Origin of the sequence: Mucilaginibacter sp. (assembly GCF_039925265.1) — a bacterium.
In the GTDB taxonomy this organism is placed as follows: domain Bacteria; phylum Bacteroidota; class Bacteroidia; order Sphingobacteriales; family Sphingobacteriaceae; genus Mucilaginibacter.
Genome location: NZ_JBDSZG010000006.1, coordinates 1 through 19,131, shown reverse-complemented (window position 1 = coordinate 19,131; position 19,131 = coordinate 1). Strand labels below are relative to the sequence as shown.

At 47.0% G+C, this 19,131-nt stretch carries 15 protein-coding genes; 6 read left to right on the top strand and 9 right to left on the bottom strand.

Going from position 1 to position 19,131, the window contains the following annotated elements; genetic code table 11:
- The first annotated feature begins 31 nt into the window (after positions 1-31).
- Positions 32-352: a YMGG-like glycine zipper-containing protein gene (locus tag ABIX36_RS01165; protein ID WP_348080334.1), complete on the top strand. Its 321-nt coding sequence runs from the start codon at positions 32-34 to the stop codon at positions 350-352.
- A gap of 275 nt (positions 353-627) precedes the next feature.
- On the opposite strand, the gene ABIX36_RS01160 is transcribed toward ABIX36_RS01165, so the two are convergent.
- Complete coding sequence (locus ABIX36_RS01160) at positions 628-2,484, bottom strand: ATP-binding protein (protein WP_348080333.1); 1,857 nt, start codon at positions 2,482-2,484, stop codon at positions 628-630.
- A 197-nt stretch (positions 2,485-2,681) separates the two neighbouring features.
- Here ABIX36_RS01160 and ABIX36_RS01155 point away from each other — a divergent pair, with 197 nt between their 5' ends.
- Both ABIX36_RS01155 and ABIX36_RS01150 read left to right on the top strand, forming a co-directional pair.
- Positions 2,682-3,041 carry a response regulator gene (locus ABIX36_RS01155; protein ID WP_348080332.1) on the top strand — a complete coding sequence of 120 codons (360 nt, stop codon included), beginning with the start codon at positions 2,682-2,684 and terminating at the stop codon, positions 3,039-3,041.
- A 54-nt stretch (positions 3,042-3,095) separates the two neighbouring features.
- The gene (locus ABIX36_RS01150; protein ID WP_348080331.1) at positions 3,096-4,130 is read left to right on the top strand and encodes an alpha/beta fold hydrolase; all 1,035 of its coding nucleotides are present in this window, start codon (positions 3,096-3,098) and stop codon (positions 4,128-4,130) included.
- Between the two features lie 99 nt (positions 4,131-4,229).
- Here ABIX36_RS01150 and dnaK read toward each other — a convergent pair whose 3' ends face one another.
- On the bottom strand, positions 4,230-6,122 hold the full coding sequence (gene dnaK / locus ABIX36_RS01145) for a molecular chaperone DnaK (RefSeq protein ID WP_348080330.1): 1,893 nt from the start codon (positions 6,120-6,122) through the stop codon (positions 4,230-4,232).
- A gap of 419 nt (positions 6,123-6,541) precedes the next feature.
- Between dnaK and ABIX36_RS01140 the strand changes: the two genes are divergently transcribed.
- Entirely contained in the window at positions 6,542-7,084 is a 543-nt protein-coding gene (locus ABIX36_RS01140) for a hypothetical protein (protein WP_348080329.1), read from the top strand.
- A 74-nt stretch (positions 7,085-7,158) separates the two neighbouring features.
- On the opposite strand, the gene ABIX36_RS01135 is transcribed toward ABIX36_RS01140, so the two are convergent.
- The gene (locus tag ABIX36_RS01135; RefSeq protein WP_348080328.1) at positions 7,159-8,238 is read right to left on the bottom strand and encodes a hypothetical protein; all 1,080 of its coding nucleotides are present in this window, start codon (positions 8,236-8,238) and stop codon (positions 7,159-7,161) included.
- 283 nt (positions 8,239-8,521) lie between these two features.
- The gene (locus ABIX36_RS01130) at positions 8,522-9,697 is read right to left on the bottom strand and encodes a helix-turn-helix domain-containing protein (RefSeq protein WP_348080327.1); all 1,176 of its coding nucleotides are present in this window, start codon (positions 9,695-9,697) and stop codon (positions 8,522-8,524) included.
- A 275-nt stretch (positions 9,698-9,972) separates the two neighbouring features.
- Here ABIX36_RS01130 and ABIX36_RS01125 point away from each other — a divergent pair, with 275 nt between their 5' ends.
- A complete protein-coding gene (locus ABIX36_RS01125) occupies positions 9,973-10,494 on the top strand; it encodes a GNAT family N-acetyltransferase (RefSeq protein ID WP_348080326.1) in 522 nt (173 codons plus the stop codon).
- Between the two features lie 206 nt (positions 10,495-10,700).
- Here ABIX36_RS01125 and ispG read toward each other — a convergent pair whose 3' ends face one another.
- On the bottom strand, positions 10,701-12,716 hold the full coding sequence (gene ispG / locus ABIX36_RS01120; protein ID WP_348080325.1) for a (E)-4-hydroxy-3-methylbut-2-enyl-diphosphate synthase: 2,016 nt from the start codon (positions 12,714-12,716) through the stop codon (positions 10,701-10,703).
- Between the two features lie 124 nt (positions 12,717-12,840).
- Positions 12,841-13,701 (bottom strand): NAD(P)-dependent oxidoreductase, encoded by an 861-nt coding sequence (locus tag ABIX36_RS01115; RefSeq protein ID WP_348080324.1) that lies wholly within the window; start codon positions 13,699-13,701, stop codon positions 12,841-12,843.
- 63 nt (positions 13,702-13,764) lie between these two features.
- Between ABIX36_RS01115 and ABIX36_RS01110 the strand changes: the two genes are divergently transcribed.
- Positions 13,765-14,574 (top strand): hypothetical protein, encoded by an 810-nt coding sequence (locus ABIX36_RS01110; protein WP_348080323.1) that lies wholly within the window; start codon positions 13,765-13,767, stop codon positions 14,572-14,574.
- Here ABIX36_RS01110 and ABIX36_RS01105 read toward each other — a convergent pair.
- The 3 genes from ABIX36_RS01105 to ABIX36_RS01095 form a co-directional block, all read right to left on the bottom strand.
- A complete protein-coding gene (locus tag ABIX36_RS01105; RefSeq protein WP_348080322.1) occupies positions 14,560-15,558 on the bottom strand; it encodes a phosphotransferase in 999 nt (332 codons plus the stop codon). The genes ABIX36_RS01110 and ABIX36_RS01105 overlap by 15 nt on opposite strands.
- 195 nt (positions 15,559-15,753) lie before the next feature.
- Positions 15,754-17,085, bottom strand: a complete 1,332-nt coding sequence (locus ABIX36_RS01100; protein WP_348080321.1) for a TldD/PmbA family protein — start codon at positions 17,083-17,085, stop codon at positions 15,754-15,756.
- A 4-nt stretch (positions 17,086-17,089) separates the two neighbouring features.
- Positions 17,090-18,727 (bottom strand): TldD/PmbA family protein, encoded by a 1,638-nt coding sequence (locus ABIX36_RS01095; protein ID WP_348080320.1) that lies wholly within the window; start codon positions 18,725-18,727, stop codon positions 17,090-17,092.
- Between the last annotated feature and the right edge of the window lie 404 nt (positions 18,728-19,131).

Sequence of the window (19,131 nt, the reverse complement as noted above, 5' to 3'; positions counted from 1 at the left end):
ATTAGACAAAACATATTTAGATACTATCACTATGAAAAAGATACTCATATATGGCGGCCTCGCAATGGCATTAACAACATCATTGAATTTCAGTGCAGCTGCTCAGGAAAAAAAAGGTATAAGTCAACAAGGTAAAGGTGCTATAATAGGTGGAGCAGGCGGTGCAGTTGCCGGTGCGCTTATTGGCCACAATGTTAAAGGTGCGGTTATAGGCGGCGCAATTGGTGCCGGCGGTGGTTACATTATTGGTAACGAAGCCCGCAGACGCCAGCAAAAACGCAGACATGCCGCCTGGCTGGAACGCCGCCGTGCATGGAAAGCCGCACACCCTGGTAAAGCATATCCATATTAATAAATAATATTATTCTTACTCAAAAAACCTGCAGCGATTGGCTGCGGGTTTTTTTGTGGGGTAGCGTGTGTCAATTAGAGCCCATTAGGAGCGGATAAGGATTTATGTTAAGCCTGTGGATGTTACTTTTCTTTTCCGCAAAGAAAAGTAACCAAAAGAAACTCTCGGCTGCGCCCTGTTCTATGAAAGGTTGTGCTTTAGCAATTGCTGCTGTTGCAGAACAGGACAAGGCCGATTTTAAAAAGGTGTTGTTGAGCCTGTTCACTTGAGATTGCCTACACCGGCAGTACAAAATAAAACTCCGAGCCTTGCCCTTCGCTGCTTTCTACGCCTATTTTGCCCTGGTGCAGTTCAACTATCTCGGCGGAAAGGTATAAACCTATACCAAAGCCGCTGAAGCCTTTGGTGCTATCATCCTCCACCCGGTAAAATCGCTGGAAGATATGCTGCTGATCTTTTAACTTAATGCCTATACCGTTGTCTCGCACAGATACTTTTACCTGGTTGTTTAGGCGCTGTACCAAAACTTTGATATCCGTATTCTTAGGCGAATATTTCACCGCGTTGCTGATGAGGTTGTTGATCACCTGGCCAATTTTCTCGCGGTCGGCGGTGATGATGATGGGTTTCCCGCCCAAAAAAGTAATGGCATGGCTTTGCGCGATGGGCCGGTTTTCCGCAGCTACTTCTTCTATCAACGCGTTCAGGTCAAATTCATGGCGCTCCAGTCTCAGTTTTCCCGATTCCAGCTTAGAGAGATCGAGAAAGCCGTAGATGAGTTTGGTCATCTTGTTGATCTGGTTCTCTGATTTCTGCAGCGCATTCAGCAAAAAGCTATCGCCGGATCGTCGCGCGTTTACATGCAGCAGCTGAATGTAGGCTTTTAACGAGGTAAGCGGGGTTTTTAGTTCGTGGCTGGCGATAGCAATAAAATCGTTCTTGCGGATCTCGTTCAACTTATTCTCTGTAATATCCAGCACAGCGCCGATAAATCTCTGTGGTATATCATCGTCGTTAAAGCTTACCTTGCCTTTGGCCCTCACCCAGCGTAATTTTTTATCATCAATACCTATTGTACGGTACTCCACATCGTACTCTCCGTTAGAAAGCTGGCGATGATACGAGCGGTTAACCGCCTGGTCGGTTTTTTCTTTATCGTCCGGGTGCAGGCCCAACAAAAACTGGTTATCATAACTTACGGGGCCATCAAAATCTTCCATGCCGAATAATTCGCGGCAACGCCTGTCCCAAACCATACTATGGTTTAACAGATCCAGGTCAAAGGTACCAACCTCTGCCGCCTGGGTGGCCAGTCGCAGGTTCTCTTCGCTCTTCTGCAGGTCGTCCAGTATGCGCTTTTGTTCGCTGATATCCTGTATGGTGCCCAGCATACGCAGGGGCGTACCGTCATCGCCATAAATTATTTTACCGGTGGTGCGGATCCAATGAATAGTGGCATCCAGCCATATCACTCTCGCCTCATAAAAATAGATCCCGGTTCGCAGGGCCCTGTCAAAAGCGCTGATCACAATGTGGAGATCTACCGGTAGAATGATCTGCCTTAGTTCGGGGTGGCTAATCACATCTGTGCTTTTGCGCCCGAAAATCTCGGCCAGGCGCGGCGAATGGATGATAACACCCTTTTGCAGATCGAGGTCGAAAGTACCAAGCCCGGTAGCCTCCGCTGCAAGGCGGTGGCGCTCTTCTGCATCCTCTAATTTACGGCGGGAGAGCACCTGCTCGGTAACGTCCGTAGCAACCACCATAATACCGCTGATGGTTCCATCACTATGGGTTACAGCCTGGTACACAAAATTGAAATAATAATCGCCGGGTATATTTCGCCTTATTAAGGTAACCTTGGCTTCATACCCGTAATGTGTGATGCCGGTTTTATAAACATTTTGCAGCAGGCCCACAAATGGCTGATTCTTTATTTCGGGCAGCCCCTCTGTCAACGGCAGGCCAATAACGCTTTCATCTTTTCCCCATACCTCCAATATCTGGCTGTTAGCCAGCTCGATGGTGAATTGCGGCCCACGTAAAACACTTATAGCCACAGGCGCCTGCGCCATTAAATGATGGAAGGTTTGCTGACTTAAATAAGCGGGGCTATCAAGGTTAGTGTTCACGATTTTAATATAACAATAATAATACAATTATTAAGAAACATTTGGCGTATCTTCCCTTATTAGAAATTATTGTTTATTTTTGACACAGTTTACAAACCCCGGTATACCGAGCCGCTTCCCCGTTTTTGCATATTATTTAATTTTCCGACGCTAAAAAATACCATTTTCATTTTTTTATAGTTTAGTAGATATCTTTTATGGTAAAACGTATTTTAGTATTGGATGACAACCAGGATATCCTCGACATTGTGCACGAAACCCTTACCTATGAGAATTTTGAGGTTAGGAGTACCGGCGAAAGCGAGAAGGTGATGCCCCTGGTAGAGGAATTTAACCCCGACCTGGTTATATTGGATTTCCGTGTGGCGGGTACCAACGGCGGTGAACTGTGCCAACAGATAAAAGCGCACCCCAAATTTGGTAACGTGCCGGTTATTATTTTTTCGGCCTACATTAACCGCGATGCCGAATTGCTGCGGTACGGCTGCGATGCCATCATCAACAAACCTTTCGATCTTACCGAACTGGTGGAGAAAGTAAACAACCTCATCTCGTAATTTTTCATCACGCTGGTATAATTTATAAGCCGTATTAAAGTTTATACATTTACTATGCTTCGCACCCTCCCCGTTTTTGCGCTCATCTGTGCCTTACTGTGTAATATGGGCACGGCATCGGCCCAAAGCAATTACACTACAACCGATTTTTTTGTACCCAACGGCGCGCTGCAATTGCAAGTACGCAAAATAGTAGAGACCACTTACTCATCGCATCGCAAATTACCTTTGTTATTGGTGCATGGCGGCACCGGCGCAACCACCTCTTTCGACCTGGATGCCGAGGATGCCTCTTTTGCCAAATCGTTAGCGCTGGGTGGCTTTAACGTTTACATCATGAATATCCGCGGCTGGGAACGCTCCACCGCCCCTGTTTACAACCTTACCGATACCGCCTTAGTGGCAGGCAGTTGCCAGGAAGCAGCATCGGATATAGATGCGGTGGTGAATTACATGCTGCAGGGTAACCCCAAAGGTAAAATAAACCTGTTTGGCTGGGCCGTTGGCGGGCACTGGGCCGCTCATTATACCACACAGCATAACAGCAAGGTGGCTAACCTGATTGTGCTGAACAGCCTGTACGGCGTAAAAGCACCCTGGGGGTTTAACACCACCTTTGTCAGCCCTACCGATAGCACCAGGTTTGATAACAGCATCCCCACCTACCGGCAATCTAACGAGCAAGCGGTGATCAATATATGGAAGACCGGGCTTACGGATGCAGATACCACCATCAAGGCAGATTCGGCAGTAATTAAAGCTTTCGCCAAAAGCGCGGTAAGTTTTAATGATGAGCATTTGCTGAAGACACCCGGCGGGTTCCGCAAGGAGAGCTTTTACATGGCCAATGGCCGTAAGTACTGGGATGCCAAAGACATTACAGTACCCACCCTCATCATCCGTGGCGACAGAGATTTTTGGTCGAGACCGATAGATATGGATACCTTTTATAATGAATTGATAGCTGCGCCAAATAAAAAGAAAATTATCATTGCCAATGGTAACCATTTTGTGTTTTTAGATACCCAGGGAAACGGGCGCAGGAAGCTGCTCATCGCTATAAATAATTTTGTAAAGAAGGGGTTGTAACTCCAACACGGGGAAGGTTTGCGGGTTAGCTATAAAAAAACAAACCCCCGGTTGATTGCTCAACCGGGGGTTTTATTTGGATCTTTATCCGGAGTGAAATTATTTCACTTCTTCAAAATCAACATCAGTTACGTTGTCGGCATTTTCAGCTTGTGGCTGGCCGGCATCGCCTTGTGGCTGGCCACCATCGGCAGATGCTTTGTACATATCCTCAGAAGCTGCTGTCCATGCGGCATTCAGTTCTTCCTGTGCAGGCTCAATAGCTGCTAAGTCCTTAGCAGAATAAGCTGCTTTCAGTTTCTCTAAGCCGGCTTCGATAGCGCCTTTTTTATCGGCAGGGATCTTATCGCCGTACTCTTTCAGTTGTTTTTCTGTAGAGAAGATCAAAGCATCGGCACTGTTCAGTTTTTCAACTTCTTCTTTTGCCTTTTTGTCAGAGTCTGCATTTGCTTCAGCTTCATCCTTCATCTTTTTGATCTCCGCGTCAGTTAAACCCGAAGAAGCTTCGATACGGATCTTTTGCTCTTTACCGGTTGCTTTATCTTTTGCAGATACATGCAAGATACCGTTGGCATCAATATCAAAGGTAACTTCTACCTGTGGTACGCCACGAGGTGCCGGTGGTAAACCATCCAGGTGGAAACGGCCTATGGTACGGTTACCCTGTGCCATTGGGCGCTCGCCCTGTAATATGTGAATCTCAACAGATGGCTGGTTATCGCTTGCTGTAGAGAAAGTTTCTGATTTTTTGGTTGGGATGGTTGTGTTCGATTCGATCAGTTTGGTCATTACACCACCCATAGTTTCAATACCCAATGATAATGGGGTAACATCTAACAACAACACATCTTTAACCTCGCCGGTTAATACACCACCTTGTATAGCAGCACCAATAGCAACAACTTCATCCGGGTTAACACCTTTTGAAGGCGCTTTACCAAAGAATTTTTGCACGGCATCCTGTATAGCAGGGATACGGGTACTACCACCTACCAAAATCACTTCGTCGATATCGGCAGTGCTGTAACCTGCATTTTTCAATGCAGTACGGCAAGGGTCTATAGTACGTTTGATCAGGCTATCTGCCAATTGCTCGAATTTTGCACGGGTTAAAGTTTTAACCAAGTGTTTAGGGCCTTCGGCACCTGCGGTGATGTATGGCAGGTTGATCTCAGTTTGGGTTGAGCTTGATAATTCGATTTTTGCTTTCTCAGCAGATTCTTTTAAGCGTTGCAGAGCCATTGGGTCTTTGCGCAGGTCTACACCTTCGTCGCTTTTAAATTCGTCTGCCATCCAGTCGATAATTACCTGGTCAAAGTCGTCACCACCTAAGTGTGTATCACCATCGGTAGATTTTACTTCGAACACGCCATCACCCAATTCCAGGATAGAAACGTCATGTGTACCACCACCGCAATCAAATACGGCAATTTTCATATCCTTATGTGCTTTATCCAAACCGTAGGCAAGGGCAGCAGCAGTAGGCTCGTTAATGATACGGCGAACTTTTAAACCTGCAATTTCACCGGCTTCTTTAGTTGCCTGGCGTTGTGCATCGTTAAAGTATGCAGGAACGGTGATAACCGCTTCGGTAACTTCGTGACCAAGGAAATCTTCAGCCGTTTTCTTCATTTTCTGAAGGATCATGGCAGAAAGCTCCTGTGGAGTATATTTACGGTCGCCAATTTCTACACGTGGGGTGTTGTTGTCACCTTTAACCACTTTGTATGGCATACGGTCGGCTTCTTTGGTAACCTCGTTAAACTGGTTGCCCATGAAGCGTTTGATAGAAGAAATAGTTTTTGTTGGGTTGGTGATAGCCTGGCGTTTTGCCGGATCGCCAACTTTACGTTCGCCATCGTTCACAAAAGCTACTACTGACGGCGTAGTACGTTTACCCTCGCTATTGGCTATAACAACAGGCTCGTTGCCTTCCATTACAGCAACGCAGGAGTTTGTTGTTCCTAAGTCGATTCCAATTATTTTAGACATATTGATTGATTATTTTTTATTAAGTATTGCTTACCAAGCCTATTTCACAAGGGTTGTGCCAATACTTAAATGGCAGATAAAATAGGCGGAAATTGGCAGAATACTTACAGCGCGGCAGGGTGCATTACTTTGTGGTGACAGGTTGGCAGAGAATTATTGGATGTGCAGATGTGAGAATTTCAGATGTACAGATAAAAAGAGTGGTGGATCACCCTGAGCTTGTCGAAGGGCGTGGTGGGTATCGGGTCGAATAGTTCGACAGACTCGCCATGACAAACCGTAGAGACGCAATATTTTGCGTCTCCTTTAGGACAGGTAACGAAAATGCAAGTGGATTTGCACAGGTGATTTGCATGCGGGAGACGCAAAATATTGCGCCTCTACGGCAATTGATATTATTTAAACTTAACTTACCCTCCATGAAATACCTCTACCTCTTCGCAATCCTCCTCTTGGCTCAAACCACATCCGCTCAACCGCCTGACAGGAAAGAAGCAACCTCGTTATTGATATGGCTTATCAAAACCCATCATATCAAATATTTGGCACCTAAGACCAACGACGGCGTATTTTACACCATAAATTACCTGACAATAAAATCCATGCTGAAACCTGATGATCAAATAAATACCAGCAAATCTTTAAGTAATTACCTCACTGCCGAAGAAATTGCTACATGTAAAGATGCCCATCCGGCGATGATGACCGACTGGCGCATTTGGTACAAGCAACTACCCGTGGTGTTTACTCGCGGCACTAAACACATATTAAAACTGTTCGACCAGCAAGAAACCGTTTATACTTTTTCGAATCCGTTCTACCTAAATAAAGAAGGCACACGGGTTTTAATAGGCGAGTATTTTTCCTGCGGGATTGCCTGCGGCCGCGGCGATATATTACTCTGCGAATTTAAAGATGGCAAATGGCAGCTAATTGCAAGTGCCATTGTGACGAACGATTAATTGAAAATTTGGCAATTTGAAGATTTGATAATGCTCAAGCTCCTAATTTTCAAATCACCAAATTTTCAAATTGACTAATTATTCACCGGTGCCACCCTTTCCATTTCCACCTTCAATTGCTTGCCCCCTATTTTTCCAACCAGCGTTTTCATTTCGCCGGTGCCGGATGTGATGGTGGCTGTAAGCGTATCCTTCACCGTATCCGGGAAATGAAATGCTACGGTAATTTGCTTGGTTTCGGGGTTGTATTTGTACCTGCCAATTACCTTGTTGCGGTAATCGGGGTAGCCCAAAACAAGGTCAAAGCGGTCGATAAACACGTGGGTGAGCAGGCTGTCGCGGCAGGGTGCCTGGGTTTGATCGATGTTGTTGATGAATACATGCTTCACTTCATATTTACCGGTTATTTCGGTGTAATTGGTTGGGTACTGGTGCACAGCGAGGGCAATTGCGGGGATAATAATAGCCGATGCCTTTACCGCATAACCTATCCCCTTGCTTCGGAAATTGTACAGGGGCGAATTGCCTTTAGCCACCAGGAAGAATTCTACCAGGCGGCGGTACTCCAGCAGGATGAGGTATATTACGGTAAGCACCTCGAGGGCAACGTACACCTGTACCAATAAGTTGAGGTAATAAAGATCCAGCAGCATAATATTCAGCAGCATGGGCAGCAACACAAAAGCGCCCACCAACCGGGTTTTGCGGAACAGCAGCAGCGCGCCGCCAAGGATTTCGAGCGAGGCTATTATATTTACCATAGAATGGTACCGCCCCATAAAGGCCCACATCAGCATTTCGTTAGGGATGGCGGTAAAGGGGTCGTCCAGCATGCCGAGGGGCACGTAAAATTGCAGGTGGCACAACTTTTGGCAACCAAACATCACCATATCCAACGCGATTGTATAGCGTACGGCGTTTTGCCAAAAAGCGGTATAATTGGTAACATCGATAGCCCCCTTTGCGGCTTTGCTTTTCCAAACAAATAGCAGCGTTAAAACGGTGAACAGATAACCGAGCGCTATGCCATATAGTAGCAGCGGCGATATATTCTCGCCTACGGCAACACGTACGGCGCGGGTAAAAACAATAGCGCCCAAAACGGCTGCAATAAACGCGGCCAGGGCAAGCGGGGAGAAAGGTTTACGTTCCATAAATATAAGTTTATGGTGCAATAGTAGGCGTTGGGAAGGTGCGCGTCGTTCGGATGGATAGAGGCGAACGTGTTTGTGGGTTTATTTTCAATTTCCTCTTGAGAGATCGATAGCCCATCAGGAAGACAGTGTTTATTAATGCCTCTACGATGTCCTAATAAAATATTTAGGATTTATGGTGACACCATTATGGGGGAAAAATGTTAACCCGATATTTTTTTAACATATTGATTATAGGAACATTAAAAAATATTTATTGAAATTGTGTTAAGTTATGTTAACCCTAATGTTGGTGCTCTGCCCCTGCCAACACTCGCTCATCAACCTTCCCCCTCCTCATAAACTCGCTTGGCGCCATCCCCACCTGCGTTTTAAAAACTGTATTGAAAGTAGTTTTAGAACTAAAGCCGGCGCTATAGGCAATTCCGAGGATATTAAGATGCTTATATTTATCCGACAGCATAATTTGCTTGGCCTCCTCTACCCGGTAAGCGTTCACAAACTGGAAGAAGTTTAAACCTATCTTCTCGTTCAGCAGAAAGGAAAGATCGTGTACCGATACGGCCATGGCTTCGGCCAGTTGGGGCAGACTGAGTTCGTTATCGAGGTAAAGCTTTTCACCCGTCATCAGGCTTTCCAGTTTGGCGCGCATTTGTTGGGTCTGTTCATCAGCAAAGCGTTGTTTGATGGGTTTAACCTGAGCGTCAACTTCAACAATTACTTCGTTGATGGCCTTTAGCTCCGATACCTCGAAGGGGAAGATCTCTTTCTGCGCGAGCGAATAATAAAATATGGCCAGTCCCCCAAGCAGGTGCCCGAAGGCAATACCCGCGGGCGTTAAATGGATATTGAACAGGATAGATGCAAAGAACAAGGCCAGCATTCCCCCTATACTCAGCAGCAGGTACTTGAGCCAGTTAAGGTTCACAGGAACGGTATCCGACGCGATAAGCTGAATATGCTTCCGGTGCCTCCGCAATGTATTAAACGCCAGCACCCAGTACACCAGCAACTGCGCATTTACTCCCCAGCGCACCAAAAAGCCTATCACAAAATTCACCTTCGGCGGTAAGCTGAAGTGCCCGCCTATTAACTGGTAGTCGGGGAAATACAAAGCAGGCACCATGTATAAAAAGAAGATGGTAAAAGGAATAAAATGCAGGTAATCGCTCCCCTTAAACTTGCTGCCCGGCGTAGTGAACTGCACAATACTGAGGTACATGGCAGGCGCCAGCGCAAAGCGGGAGAGCTCGTTAAAGCCGATGATGCGGGGGTATGCCCTGTCCAGCCCGGCATCGTACAGCACCACATTGCACACCATGCATCCTACCGAAGCAAAGAACAAACCCAGCCAGCGGTTGGCCACAACATTTACCCTCCCCGGGTTAAACCAGCCCACAAAAGCCATCAGGAAGAAGCAGTTGCAAGTGATGATGTGTAAAATAAGTTCGGCGCTCATGTGATAAAATTACTTATTAATTTGAAAATTTGGCGATTTTAAAGTAAGGCATATTCGAAGATGAGGTAATTTGAAGATTTGAAAATTAAGATTCCGCATTTTCAAATTGAAAGCTATATTTACGCACTAAAAATTACCGCCGCTGTTACTTAACACACCAAACAGGCAAATTACCCTGCCTGGAATTGTATAACACCGCAGCCTTATAAGCTGACATACCGCCGCAACCCGCAGGCGGAAGAGATTCTTTTTGTTATATAATTTAAATCAAAACAATGTTTTTTATTGAAAGCGAACGGTTGAAACTGATCCCGTTAACACATACGCAACTTTTACTTTTACAGGAAAGCCGCGAAGAAATGGAACTATCCATGGGGCTTACCCCATCTAACATGCTGGTGGACCAGATATGGCAGGATGAACTTGCGGATGCCATCGAAAACTGGTGCATCCCCAAAACACTGGCCAATCCCGATAAATGGATCTGGTATAGCATTTGGGAGGCGGTGCGAAAAGACACCAACACCAGCATCGGCGGCTTTGGGCTGGGTTGGCCCGACGAAAATGGCGAATCTATCACCGGCTACTCTATCGACCGGAACGAACAGGGCAAAGGCTATGGCACCGAGGGCCTTAAACGTATTTGCGAATGGGGGTTTGAACACCCTGAGGTTAAGGTGATATGGGCAGATACCGGGATAGAGAATCATCCCTCGCAACGGATCTTAATCAAGGCCGGGTTCACCCAAACGGGTACACGCGATGAATTTGCGGTATTTAAAATGCCGCGTAGCTAAACATAAAGCCACGGCTCGATTGGCGGGCCGTGGCTTTTTTATCACCAATATGTCATTGCTGCGTAGCGCGGCAACCTCATAGGACATTCGGACATGCATATCCCATTTGCGTGGCGAACCCTGCACACTTGAACGTCCTTTGAGGTTGCCACGTCGCTATCGCTCCTCGCAATGACAAAGTTTGATTATATTATGAAAATGGGATCTTACGCCGGCTCTATCCAGTTGCCATCGCTTTGGATGATGCCGATCAATTCATCAAGCGCATTGGCCGAATTGATGTTTTTCTTCACCGCTTCTTTGCCGCGATACAGGGTTACTTTATCCGTACCCGAACCTACGTAACCATAATCGGCATCGGCCATTTCGCCGGGACCATTTACAATGCAGCCCATGATGCCAATTTTGAGCCCTTTAAGATGGCTGGTACGGCTGCGGATCATCTGGGTGGTAATCATTAGATCAAACAAAGTACGCCCGCAGCTTGGGCAGCTAATGTATTCTGTTTTAGAGATGCGCGAGCGGGTGGCTTGCAGTATGCCGAAAGCAGTTGAAGTAATTACATTTGTTTCTACTTGCGGCGCGTCAATCCAAACGCCATCACCAAAACCATCTACTAATAAAGCGCCTAAATCGGTACCTGCGTATAGTTGGAGGTTTTGAGTTTTGAGTTCGCTTTGACCATGGTCCATGGTCGATGGTCCATGGTCTGGGAAAGTGTAGCTGCGTTTTACGATCACAGGCACATCGAGCGCAAACTCTTCCAGTTTGAGGAAGAAGGCGCGCTGGTCTGCCATGCCGTGGAGTTCGTTGGTTTCTAATACAAATACCAGGCTCTTGTCCATTTGCAATAGCCCAAAAGCGTCTGAATCCAGGTCGGCATTTGTTACTCTCACCAGGTTTAACGCCGAGGTGCGGTTGGCATCATCAGCAATATATTCCTGCAAAGTAAACACCGGGTGGCAAAGGGTTTTGTTGGCCAATTTTTGCCAGGTGGCGTAATTATAAAGCTGCTTTAAATTGCCTGGCAGTGTGAACGATGGCAGGCTATCACCCAAATAAACAAAATCTACCGATTGCTCGGCCATGTTGTATTTATCCAGCAATGGGGAATACAGGTATCCCGCAGCGTTAAGCGTAGCGGGATCTTTCAGGTTGGCCCGCGAAATATCCACCACCACCCTCGGCACCATATGCCCGCCTATAAAAGCGTTGGCTTCGTAGGTATCGCGTTTTTTATATTCGTATGGACTGTGTTGTGAGTGGTGAGTGGTTAATTCTGGCTTTTGACTTTCGACTTTAAACTTTTGACTTCTAATCGCGTAGCGTTCCACCAGCGCAATAGCCACCGGTGCCTCGGCTTCGGGTTCTTCTGTAAGGGAAACGCGGACGGTATCGCCCAGGCCATCTTCTAACAATGTACCAATACCTACGGCAGATTTAATACGGCCGTCTTCGCCATCGCCGGCTTCGGTTACGCCCAGATGCAGCGGGTAATTCATGCCCTCGGCAACCATGGTTTGCACCAGCAGGCGGTAGGCCTGCACCATTACCTGCGGGTTGCTGCTCTTCATCGATACCACCAGGTTGTAGTAGCCCAAAGTTTCGCACATGCGCATAAACTCCATGGCGCTTTCCACCATGCCCTGCGGGGTATCGCCATAACGGCTCATGATCCGGTCGCTCAGCGAGCCGTGGTTGGTGCCAATGCGCATGGCAGTGCCGTACTCCTTACAAATTTTTACCAGCGGGGTAAACTTTTGGAAAATGCGCTCCAATTCGCCGCGGTATTGGGCATCGGTATAGTCTATCTGGTCGAATTTCTTTTTATCGGCGTAGTTGCCGGGGTTTACACGTACTTTTTCTACAATGCGGGCGGCCACTTCGGCAGCATTTGGCGTAAAGTGAATATCGGCAACCAACGGCACGTTATAACCACGCTGGCGTAGCTGCTTTTTTATTTCGGCAAGGTTGTTTGCTTCCTTAATGCTGGGGGCGGTTATGCGCACATACTCGCAGCCAGCATCAACCATGCGGATGCTTTGTTCTACGGTACCCAAGGTGTCCATGGTATCGGTAGTGGTCATGCTTTGGATGCGGATAGGGTTATTGCCGCCCATAGGCACATCGCCAATGAAAACCTCGCGGGTAACAAAACGGGAGTACTGGGTTAACGAATTACAGTAACGGCCTTGCAGCATCTTTACAGCATCAGCATTCATTTGCAGGGGTGGAATTAATAAGCTGCAAATTTAGTGATAATGTTGGAATAAGTTGGAGGAGTTGAAAGGACCCGGACGTTAAATGAAGGCTTGGAGATATAATCTCAGAAACCTACCACTCACTCTACTCCTTCTTCCCCACCTCCTTTATCACAGCGATCAGATCCTCCTCTCCAAACTCAGCCTGTGCAGCCGAATAAGTGGATAAAGCAGCTTCGCCCAATGGAGTTGATAAACCAATATCCTTCGCCAGTTTCAGGTCTTTCACGATATTATTTAAAGAAAACGCCGCGGCGTAATTATCGTTCAAAATGGCATCTCCTTTTATTTTCATGAACGGGTTGGCAAGTGCGCCACTGTTTAATAGATTTAATAAAGTTTCCGGGGCGATACCGTTTTGTTTGGCCAGCACAACCGCCTCCGCCAAACCTTGCGCGTGAATGCTCAGCAACGTATTGATGGCCAGTTTGGCTACATTACCTGCACCTACTTCGCCTATCAGCGTAGCGTTTTTCCCCATCGCTTCCAACACAGGCTTCACTTTTTCAAAAGCTACTGCATCGCCGCCCACCATAATAACCAACTGCGCGGTTTCTGCTTGCTTTACACTGCCGGATACCGGGGCGTCCAGGTAAGCGTTGCCCTGTTCGGCATACAACGCCGCAATTTCTTTGCTGATGGCCGGCGATACCGTGCTCATATTGATGATTACTTTGCCGGTAGTTTTGGCACTTAGTAAACCTTGTTCGCCCTTAAAAATATCGTTGATGGCTTTATCATCGGTAACCATAATAATTATAACATCAACCTGCTCTATGAGGTCTGCCGGGCTTGCTGCGGTGTCCGCTCCCATTTCCTTTAGCGCCGTTTCCTTATCCTTATTGCGGTTGTAAACGGTTACCGGATAACCTGCTGTTATCAATTGCTGCGACATGGGTGTGCCCATCAGCCCGAGGCCTATCCAGCCAATGTTGGTTGTGTTCATTAAACAAATATCCGTTTATCCCTTTAAATTATTAAGTATTTTAGCAACCACAAATCCCCCGAAATGAAAAAAGTTTTGTTTTTGCTTATCCCTGCGGCTATACTCCTTTCCTGCAAAGGCAAGCGAACGCAATCTGCGGCGGATACAGGCTCAGCAACGCATTCCAGCTCGCTTTCTTCAAAAAACCTGCTGCCCATTTACCAGGGCGTTTGGGTTAAAAGCGATTATATTGAAAAGATAAAGCAAAGCCAGTCTGTTTTGGCAGCGGTGGACGTGGTGACGGGCATAACCGGGATGCAGATAGACAGCGGCCTGCTTAACGCCGACAACCTGGAGGTGACCGTTGGCTGGGATAATCAAAACCCGGGGAATGTTGCTCTTACTTTTAAACCCGGCAAAAACCCGGCTGCGGTTAAATTCGGAGAGGATGAGTTAGGCTACTTCATTGCCAATGGCGATACCTCCCTAATTTTATACCAGGTTTACAATAAGCAATTATTTAAAACCCGGTATGACAGGATACTACCGATAACTCCCGATCGCAACCTGAGTGATGCCATTAACTACGCTATTAACAAAGCCTTAATAGCAGGCAATTACACGCTCAACAGCCCGGCTAACAAAGTAACCTTTACTAATGACGGACAGGTAACAGGCCTTGCCGGGGTTAAAAAATACTTTATTGAGAACGACCTGAAACCGGGGCCGCTAAACAATTTAGACCTGATCATTTTCGATGAGTTCAGCAGTAAAAAAACGGTGTACTCCTACCTGTTTAAGGGCAATACCCTGGAATTGTACGAAGCAAAGCCAAATGCCAGCGCAACGCTGATGGTTTTGGGTAAGTTGAAATACAACTTAACCCGCCAATAATTCGGCAGAAACGTTGTCTTCGAAATATTTGCGCACCAGCACCGCGATGAAACGCTTAAGGTAGGTTGGGTTGAGAAACACGTTGCTCCAGTTATCAAAGCGCTGGCATTGTATGCCGAGATAAAAGAAATACAGGCATACGCCTAATGCAGGCAGCAAACGTTTTTCCTCGCTGCTGATTGGGGTAACCGATTCGTAACCCTCTATAAAACTTTTAAGTTTAGCATCGCGCTGGGCGGCGTCCTTTTCGGTGCTGTGCAGTTGCAGGATGTAGTAAGCAATATCGTAGGCCAGCCAGCCGTTGCCGCAAAAATCAAAATCGAAGATGGTTACTTCGCCAGCCGGCGTAATGTTCATGTTATCAAACCAGATATCCATGTGGGTAACGCCTCTCCGCATCTGGGTTTCATCTGCAGCCGCAATTTCGCGAAGCAAATACTGCTGTGCTTTTTGCATCCATTGCATTTCTTCCGAGTCCGGCGAAAGGAAGTTCTCTAATTGGGGTAGCGATTGTTGCAGTACAACCTCCGGTGTGTAGTTAACCCGTTGCAGCGTTAAACCCTGTGTTGCCCGGTGGATGCGCCCCATAGTTTCGCCAACTTTATGGTGTAGTTCAGGCGAAAAACTGAGCATTTTATCGCCCTCGGCAAAAGAAAACAATATGCCAAAGCGCAGGCCTTCGGGTGCCTGAATTCGTTGAATATAGTTGTTGCCGCTATCGGCAATGGGGTAAGAAACCGACAGGCTTTCTTCGCGAAGCAAATTGAGCAGTTTGATCTCCTCATTTATCTCCAGTTCTGTTCTCCAGTTTAAGCTGTATAGTCTGAACACGTATTTGCCCGAAGCACTGGTTATTAAATAGCTATGGTTGATTCCTGTTTTAAGCAATTTGCACGAAACGCCGGTTAAGCCGTACTCATTCTGCACATAAAAACCAATGTGATCTGCGGAAACAATAGAACTGATAACAGGAAACGGCTGCATAAAATAAAATTTGGGCTACAAAGAAACGAAAAAGCCATTGCTTGCGGGCAATGGCAGTTGAAAATATTATTGACATACCTTTTAAACCACCACGTCATTGCGAGGCACGAAGCAATCTCTAAGCTATGCATGACCGATTTACATATCGGGAGATTGCTTCGTACCTCGCAATGACGTGGTGGAAATATGGTGGTACTAAACCGCGTCTGAAAGTGAACTAAACGTAAAGTCCCTGATCTTCATTGGCGGGATGAGGTAGCTGCGGTAGCTTTCTACACTGATGCTACGCTCCTGTTTGCCCAGGGCTTCCAGGTTGTTCAGCATAATTACCGGGCTCTCGTTAAACCTAAAATTCTTTACCGGGAACTTGATCTTGCCGTTCTCGATGTAAAACGTACCATCGCGGGTAAGTCCGGTTAATAATAAGGATTGCGGATCAACCATGCGGATGTACCATAACCTGGATACCAGTATGCCGCGTTCGGTGCTTTTGATGAGTTCTTCTAAGGTAGCGTCGCCGCCTTCCATAATAATATTGCTGGGGCCTGGCAGCGGTGCTACGCCTTTCTTCTGCGCCCAATAGCGGGAGTAGGAAAGGTTTTTCACCACGCCTTTATCTATCCACATCGTTTTCTCGCGTGGCAGGCCGTCGCCGCCCCAGGTACCCGCGGGCAGGTCGGGATTAAAGGGGTCAGAATAGATGGTCACTTTAGGGTCCATCAGTTGTTCGCCTAAACGCGTGCCGCCGCCTTTCTTGCTCAAAAAGCTACGCCCTTCTTCGGCGCTGCGCGCATCAAAGCGGAACATATTCTCCAGCATATAAGTTGCTGCAACCGGCTCCAGTATCACTGTGTATTTACCGGGCTCAATAGCCTTTGCGCCAATCGAAGCATTCGCCTTCATGGTAGCTACGCGGGTTGCCGCTGCGGTATCCAGCTTGCTTACATCGGTAAAGCCGCGTGCCGCATAGCCGGATGTGGTACCTGCATCATTACGGGTGGTTACCGAAAAATAAACATCGGTGCTTTTATTATAGGCAAATAAACCTTTAGAGTTCATCACCGCGCTAAAGCTGGTGGAGTTATCTAAAAAGCCGGCTGCGCTCAGTTTTGCTTCCTTGGTTATTGCCAGGCTTTTGCCCACCATTTCGGCCCGGCTGTCGGGCGTCATGGCGGCGGTGTTGGCGTTATAGGTTATTGATTCTTTAAAATCCGACTGCCCCAGCATCGGCATATATTCCGAATTTTCGGGCGCGAATTGTGCCAGTTCTTCCGAGCGGCGTACCACGCGCTCTAAAGCAGCATCGTCGAACTCATTAATAGAGGCCGAGCCAGCCTTTTTACCGTAAACGGAGGTTACCGATAAACTGATGCTGCTTACGTCGCCGGCGGTTGAAACCGCGTTTAAGGCATAACGTACGTTACCCTCATCGCCGCCGCCGAGGCTTGCTTCACACTCATCGGCTTTGGAATAGCTCAGCACTTTCTTTAATAAAGTCTGTGCTTGTTCTTTTGTATATATAGCCATGTTTTTACCCGATCTTTCTTTTTGTGTTGATTACATTAACCCCGTTGAACCTTGTTGTAGATGAGCCATGCGATACCGCGCTGCTTTGCCCCGGCTGCCCCTTGCCATCGTTAAACGACCCGCCTAAACGGTAATCGCTTTCGTCGCAAACCTGGGTGCAGCTGTTCCAAAATTCCTGCGTATTAGCCTGGTAGGCAACATCGTTTAGCATGCCCACTATTTTACCTTCTTTTATCTCATAGAATAGCTGGCCGCCAAACTGGAAGTTGTAGCGTTGCTGATCGATAGAGAACGAACCGTTACCGATGATGTAAACGCCTTTTTCTACATTTTTGATCATCTCATCCACGCTCAGCTTAGCGGTACCCGGCTGTAGCGATACGTTCGGCATGCGCTGGAACTGTACATCCTGCCAGCTTTGCGCGTAGCAGCAACCCTGCGATTCTTTTAGCCCGATGATATGCGCCTGGTCGCGAATGGCCTGGTAATTTACCAGTACACCATTTTTAATGATATCCCATTTTTTGGTGCCCACGCCTTCGTCGTCATAACCTACAGCGCCTAATGAGCCTACCTGTAGTTTATCACCAACAACATTCACCTTGTCGCTACCGAATTTAAAATTTCCGGCTTTCCATTTATCCAGAGTTAAGAAACTGGTACCGGCGTAATTGGCCTCGTAACCCAGTACACGGTCGAGTTCTGTAGGGTGCCCTACCGATTCGTGTATGGTGAGCCAAAGGTGGGTTGGATCAAGCACCAAATCGTATTTGCCCGGGTCTACCGATTTTGCTGTGAGCTTTTCGCCCGCCTGTTTGGTGGCGAATTTAATATCTTCCAACATATCGTAACGGTTTTTGTATCGAGGGGTGATCCCTGTTATGGTGTCTGAAGCCTTCGGGTTTAAGTATTCATACCCCATACCTACCGGCGAGCTTAAAGCACTACGCGTTTCAAAAGAACCCTTAGTAGGATCGATCTTTGTCACCGTAAAACTTGGGAACAAGCGGTGGATATCCTGGTCGATATATGAGCCATCGGTACTGGCAAAATATTTTTGCTCGTTCACCGCGAAGATGGTGGAGTTTACAAAGTTTGCGCCCGCACCCATCGCTATGGCATTTGCACCAAGCAGCAGGTCAACCTTTTCTTTTATTGGCACCTCGAAGGCATTCTTTTCGATAGGTGTTTTCCAGCTTACTTCACCGTAGCCTTTTTGCGGGGCCAATTGTACCGGCGCGCTGCCAAGCTTTGCGTTTGCTTTAGCAACGGCAACCGCGCGTTTAGCGGTTTTGGCAATGCCATCCTTGGTTACCTCGTTGGTGGCGGCAAAGCCCCAGCAGCCGTTGGCAATAACGCGGATCCCTACGCCATAACTTTCGGTATTGGCCACGTTGAGCACCCGGTTTTCGCGGGTGATCACAAACTGGTTTAGGTAGCGCCCAATGCGCACATCGGCATAAGTGGCACCAGCGGATTTGGCTGCATTCAGACCGGCATCCGAAAGCTCTTTTTTGATCTTCGCATCCACCGGGTTAAGGGCATCCTGCACATCGATATTTTTACCGAATGCAGATAAGTTGGGCAAAGCTGTTGCTGCCGCGCCCAGCCCTGTTAAATAAATAAAATCTCGTCTTCTCATATTATTTTAATCATCAGTAAAAAGTCTTTATGCTCCGCCCGGTCAAGCGTCCACGCTTGAAAGTGGGCGCGGGGGCAATATGCTGTTTAGGGTTAACATAGCTTAACACAATTTCAATAAATATTGTTTAATTCCCTTATAATCAGTAGGTTAAAAAAATACAGGGTTAACATATTTTTCCATTAATAGTGTCACCATAATTCCCAGATATTCTATTATAAACCCTATCTGCTCAGCCACGCGGATACTGACTAACACCCCCCTGCACCCCCCTCAAGAGAGTAATAGCCTATCATTAGACAGATTTCATAAAACGTTCCGCTGGAACGTGAAAATTGCCGTTATTTTTTCTACCCATGAGACGTTCCTCCGGAACGATTTTGTTTCTTCATCCCTTCGGGATG

What these genes read in the sequence shown, in the direction of transcription:
- ABIX36_RS01165 (WP_348080334.1), top strand. Translation starts at nt 32, where the DNA reads ATGAAAAAGATACTCATATATGGCGGCCTCGCAATGGCATTAACAACA.
- ABIX36_RS01155 (WP_348080332.1), top strand. Translation starts at nt 2,682, where the DNA reads ATGGTAAAACGTATTTTAGTATTGGATGACAACCAGGATATCCTCGAC.
- ABIX36_RS01150 (WP_348080331.1), top strand. Translation starts at nt 3,096, where the DNA reads ATGCTTCGCACCCTCCCCGTTTTTGCGCTCATCTGTGCCTTACTGTGT.
- dnaK (WP_348080330.1), bottom strand. Translation starts at nt 6,122, where the DNA reads ATGTCTAAAATAATTGGAATCGACTTAGGAACAACAAACTCCTGCGTT.
- ABIX36_RS01140 (WP_348080329.1), top strand. Translation starts at nt 6,542, where the DNA reads ATGAAATACCTCTACCTCTTCGCAATCCTCCTCTTGGCTCAAACCACA.
- ABIX36_RS01135 (WP_348080328.1), bottom strand. Translation starts at nt 8,238, where the DNA reads ATGGAACGTAAACCTTTCTCCCCGCTTGCCCTGGCCGCGTTTATTGCA.
- ABIX36_RS01130 (WP_348080327.1), bottom strand. Translation starts at nt 9,697, where the DNA reads ATGAGCGCCGAACTTATTTTACACATCATCACTTGCAACTGCTTCTTC.
- ABIX36_RS01125 (WP_348080326.1), top strand. Translation starts at nt 9,973, where the DNA reads ATGTTTTTTATTGAAAGCGAACGGTTGAAACTGATCCCGTTAACACAT.
- ispG (WP_348080325.1), bottom strand. Translation starts at nt 12,716, where the DNA reads ATGAATGCTGATGCTGTAAAGATGCTGCAAGGCCGTTACTGTAATTCG.
- ABIX36_RS01115 (WP_348080324.1), bottom strand. Translation starts at nt 13,701, where the DNA reads ATGAACACAACCAACATTGGCTGGATAGGCCTCGGGCTGATGGGCACA.
- ABIX36_RS01110 (WP_348080323.1), top strand. Translation starts at nt 13,765, where the DNA reads ATGAAAAAAGTTTTGTTTTTGCTTATCCCTGCGGCTATACTCCTTTCC.
- ABIX36_RS01105 (WP_348080322.1), bottom strand. Translation starts at nt 15,558, where the DNA reads ATGCAGCCGTTTCCTGTTATCAGTTCTATTGTTTCCGCAGATCACATT.
- ABIX36_RS01100 (WP_348080321.1), bottom strand. Translation starts at nt 17,085, where the DNA reads ATGGCTATATATACAAAAGAACAAGCACAGACTTTATTAAAGAAAGTG.
- ABIX36_RS01095 (WP_348080320.1), bottom strand. Translation starts at nt 18,727, where the DNA reads ATGAGAAGACGAGATTTTATTTATTTAACAGGGCTGGGCGCGGCAGCA.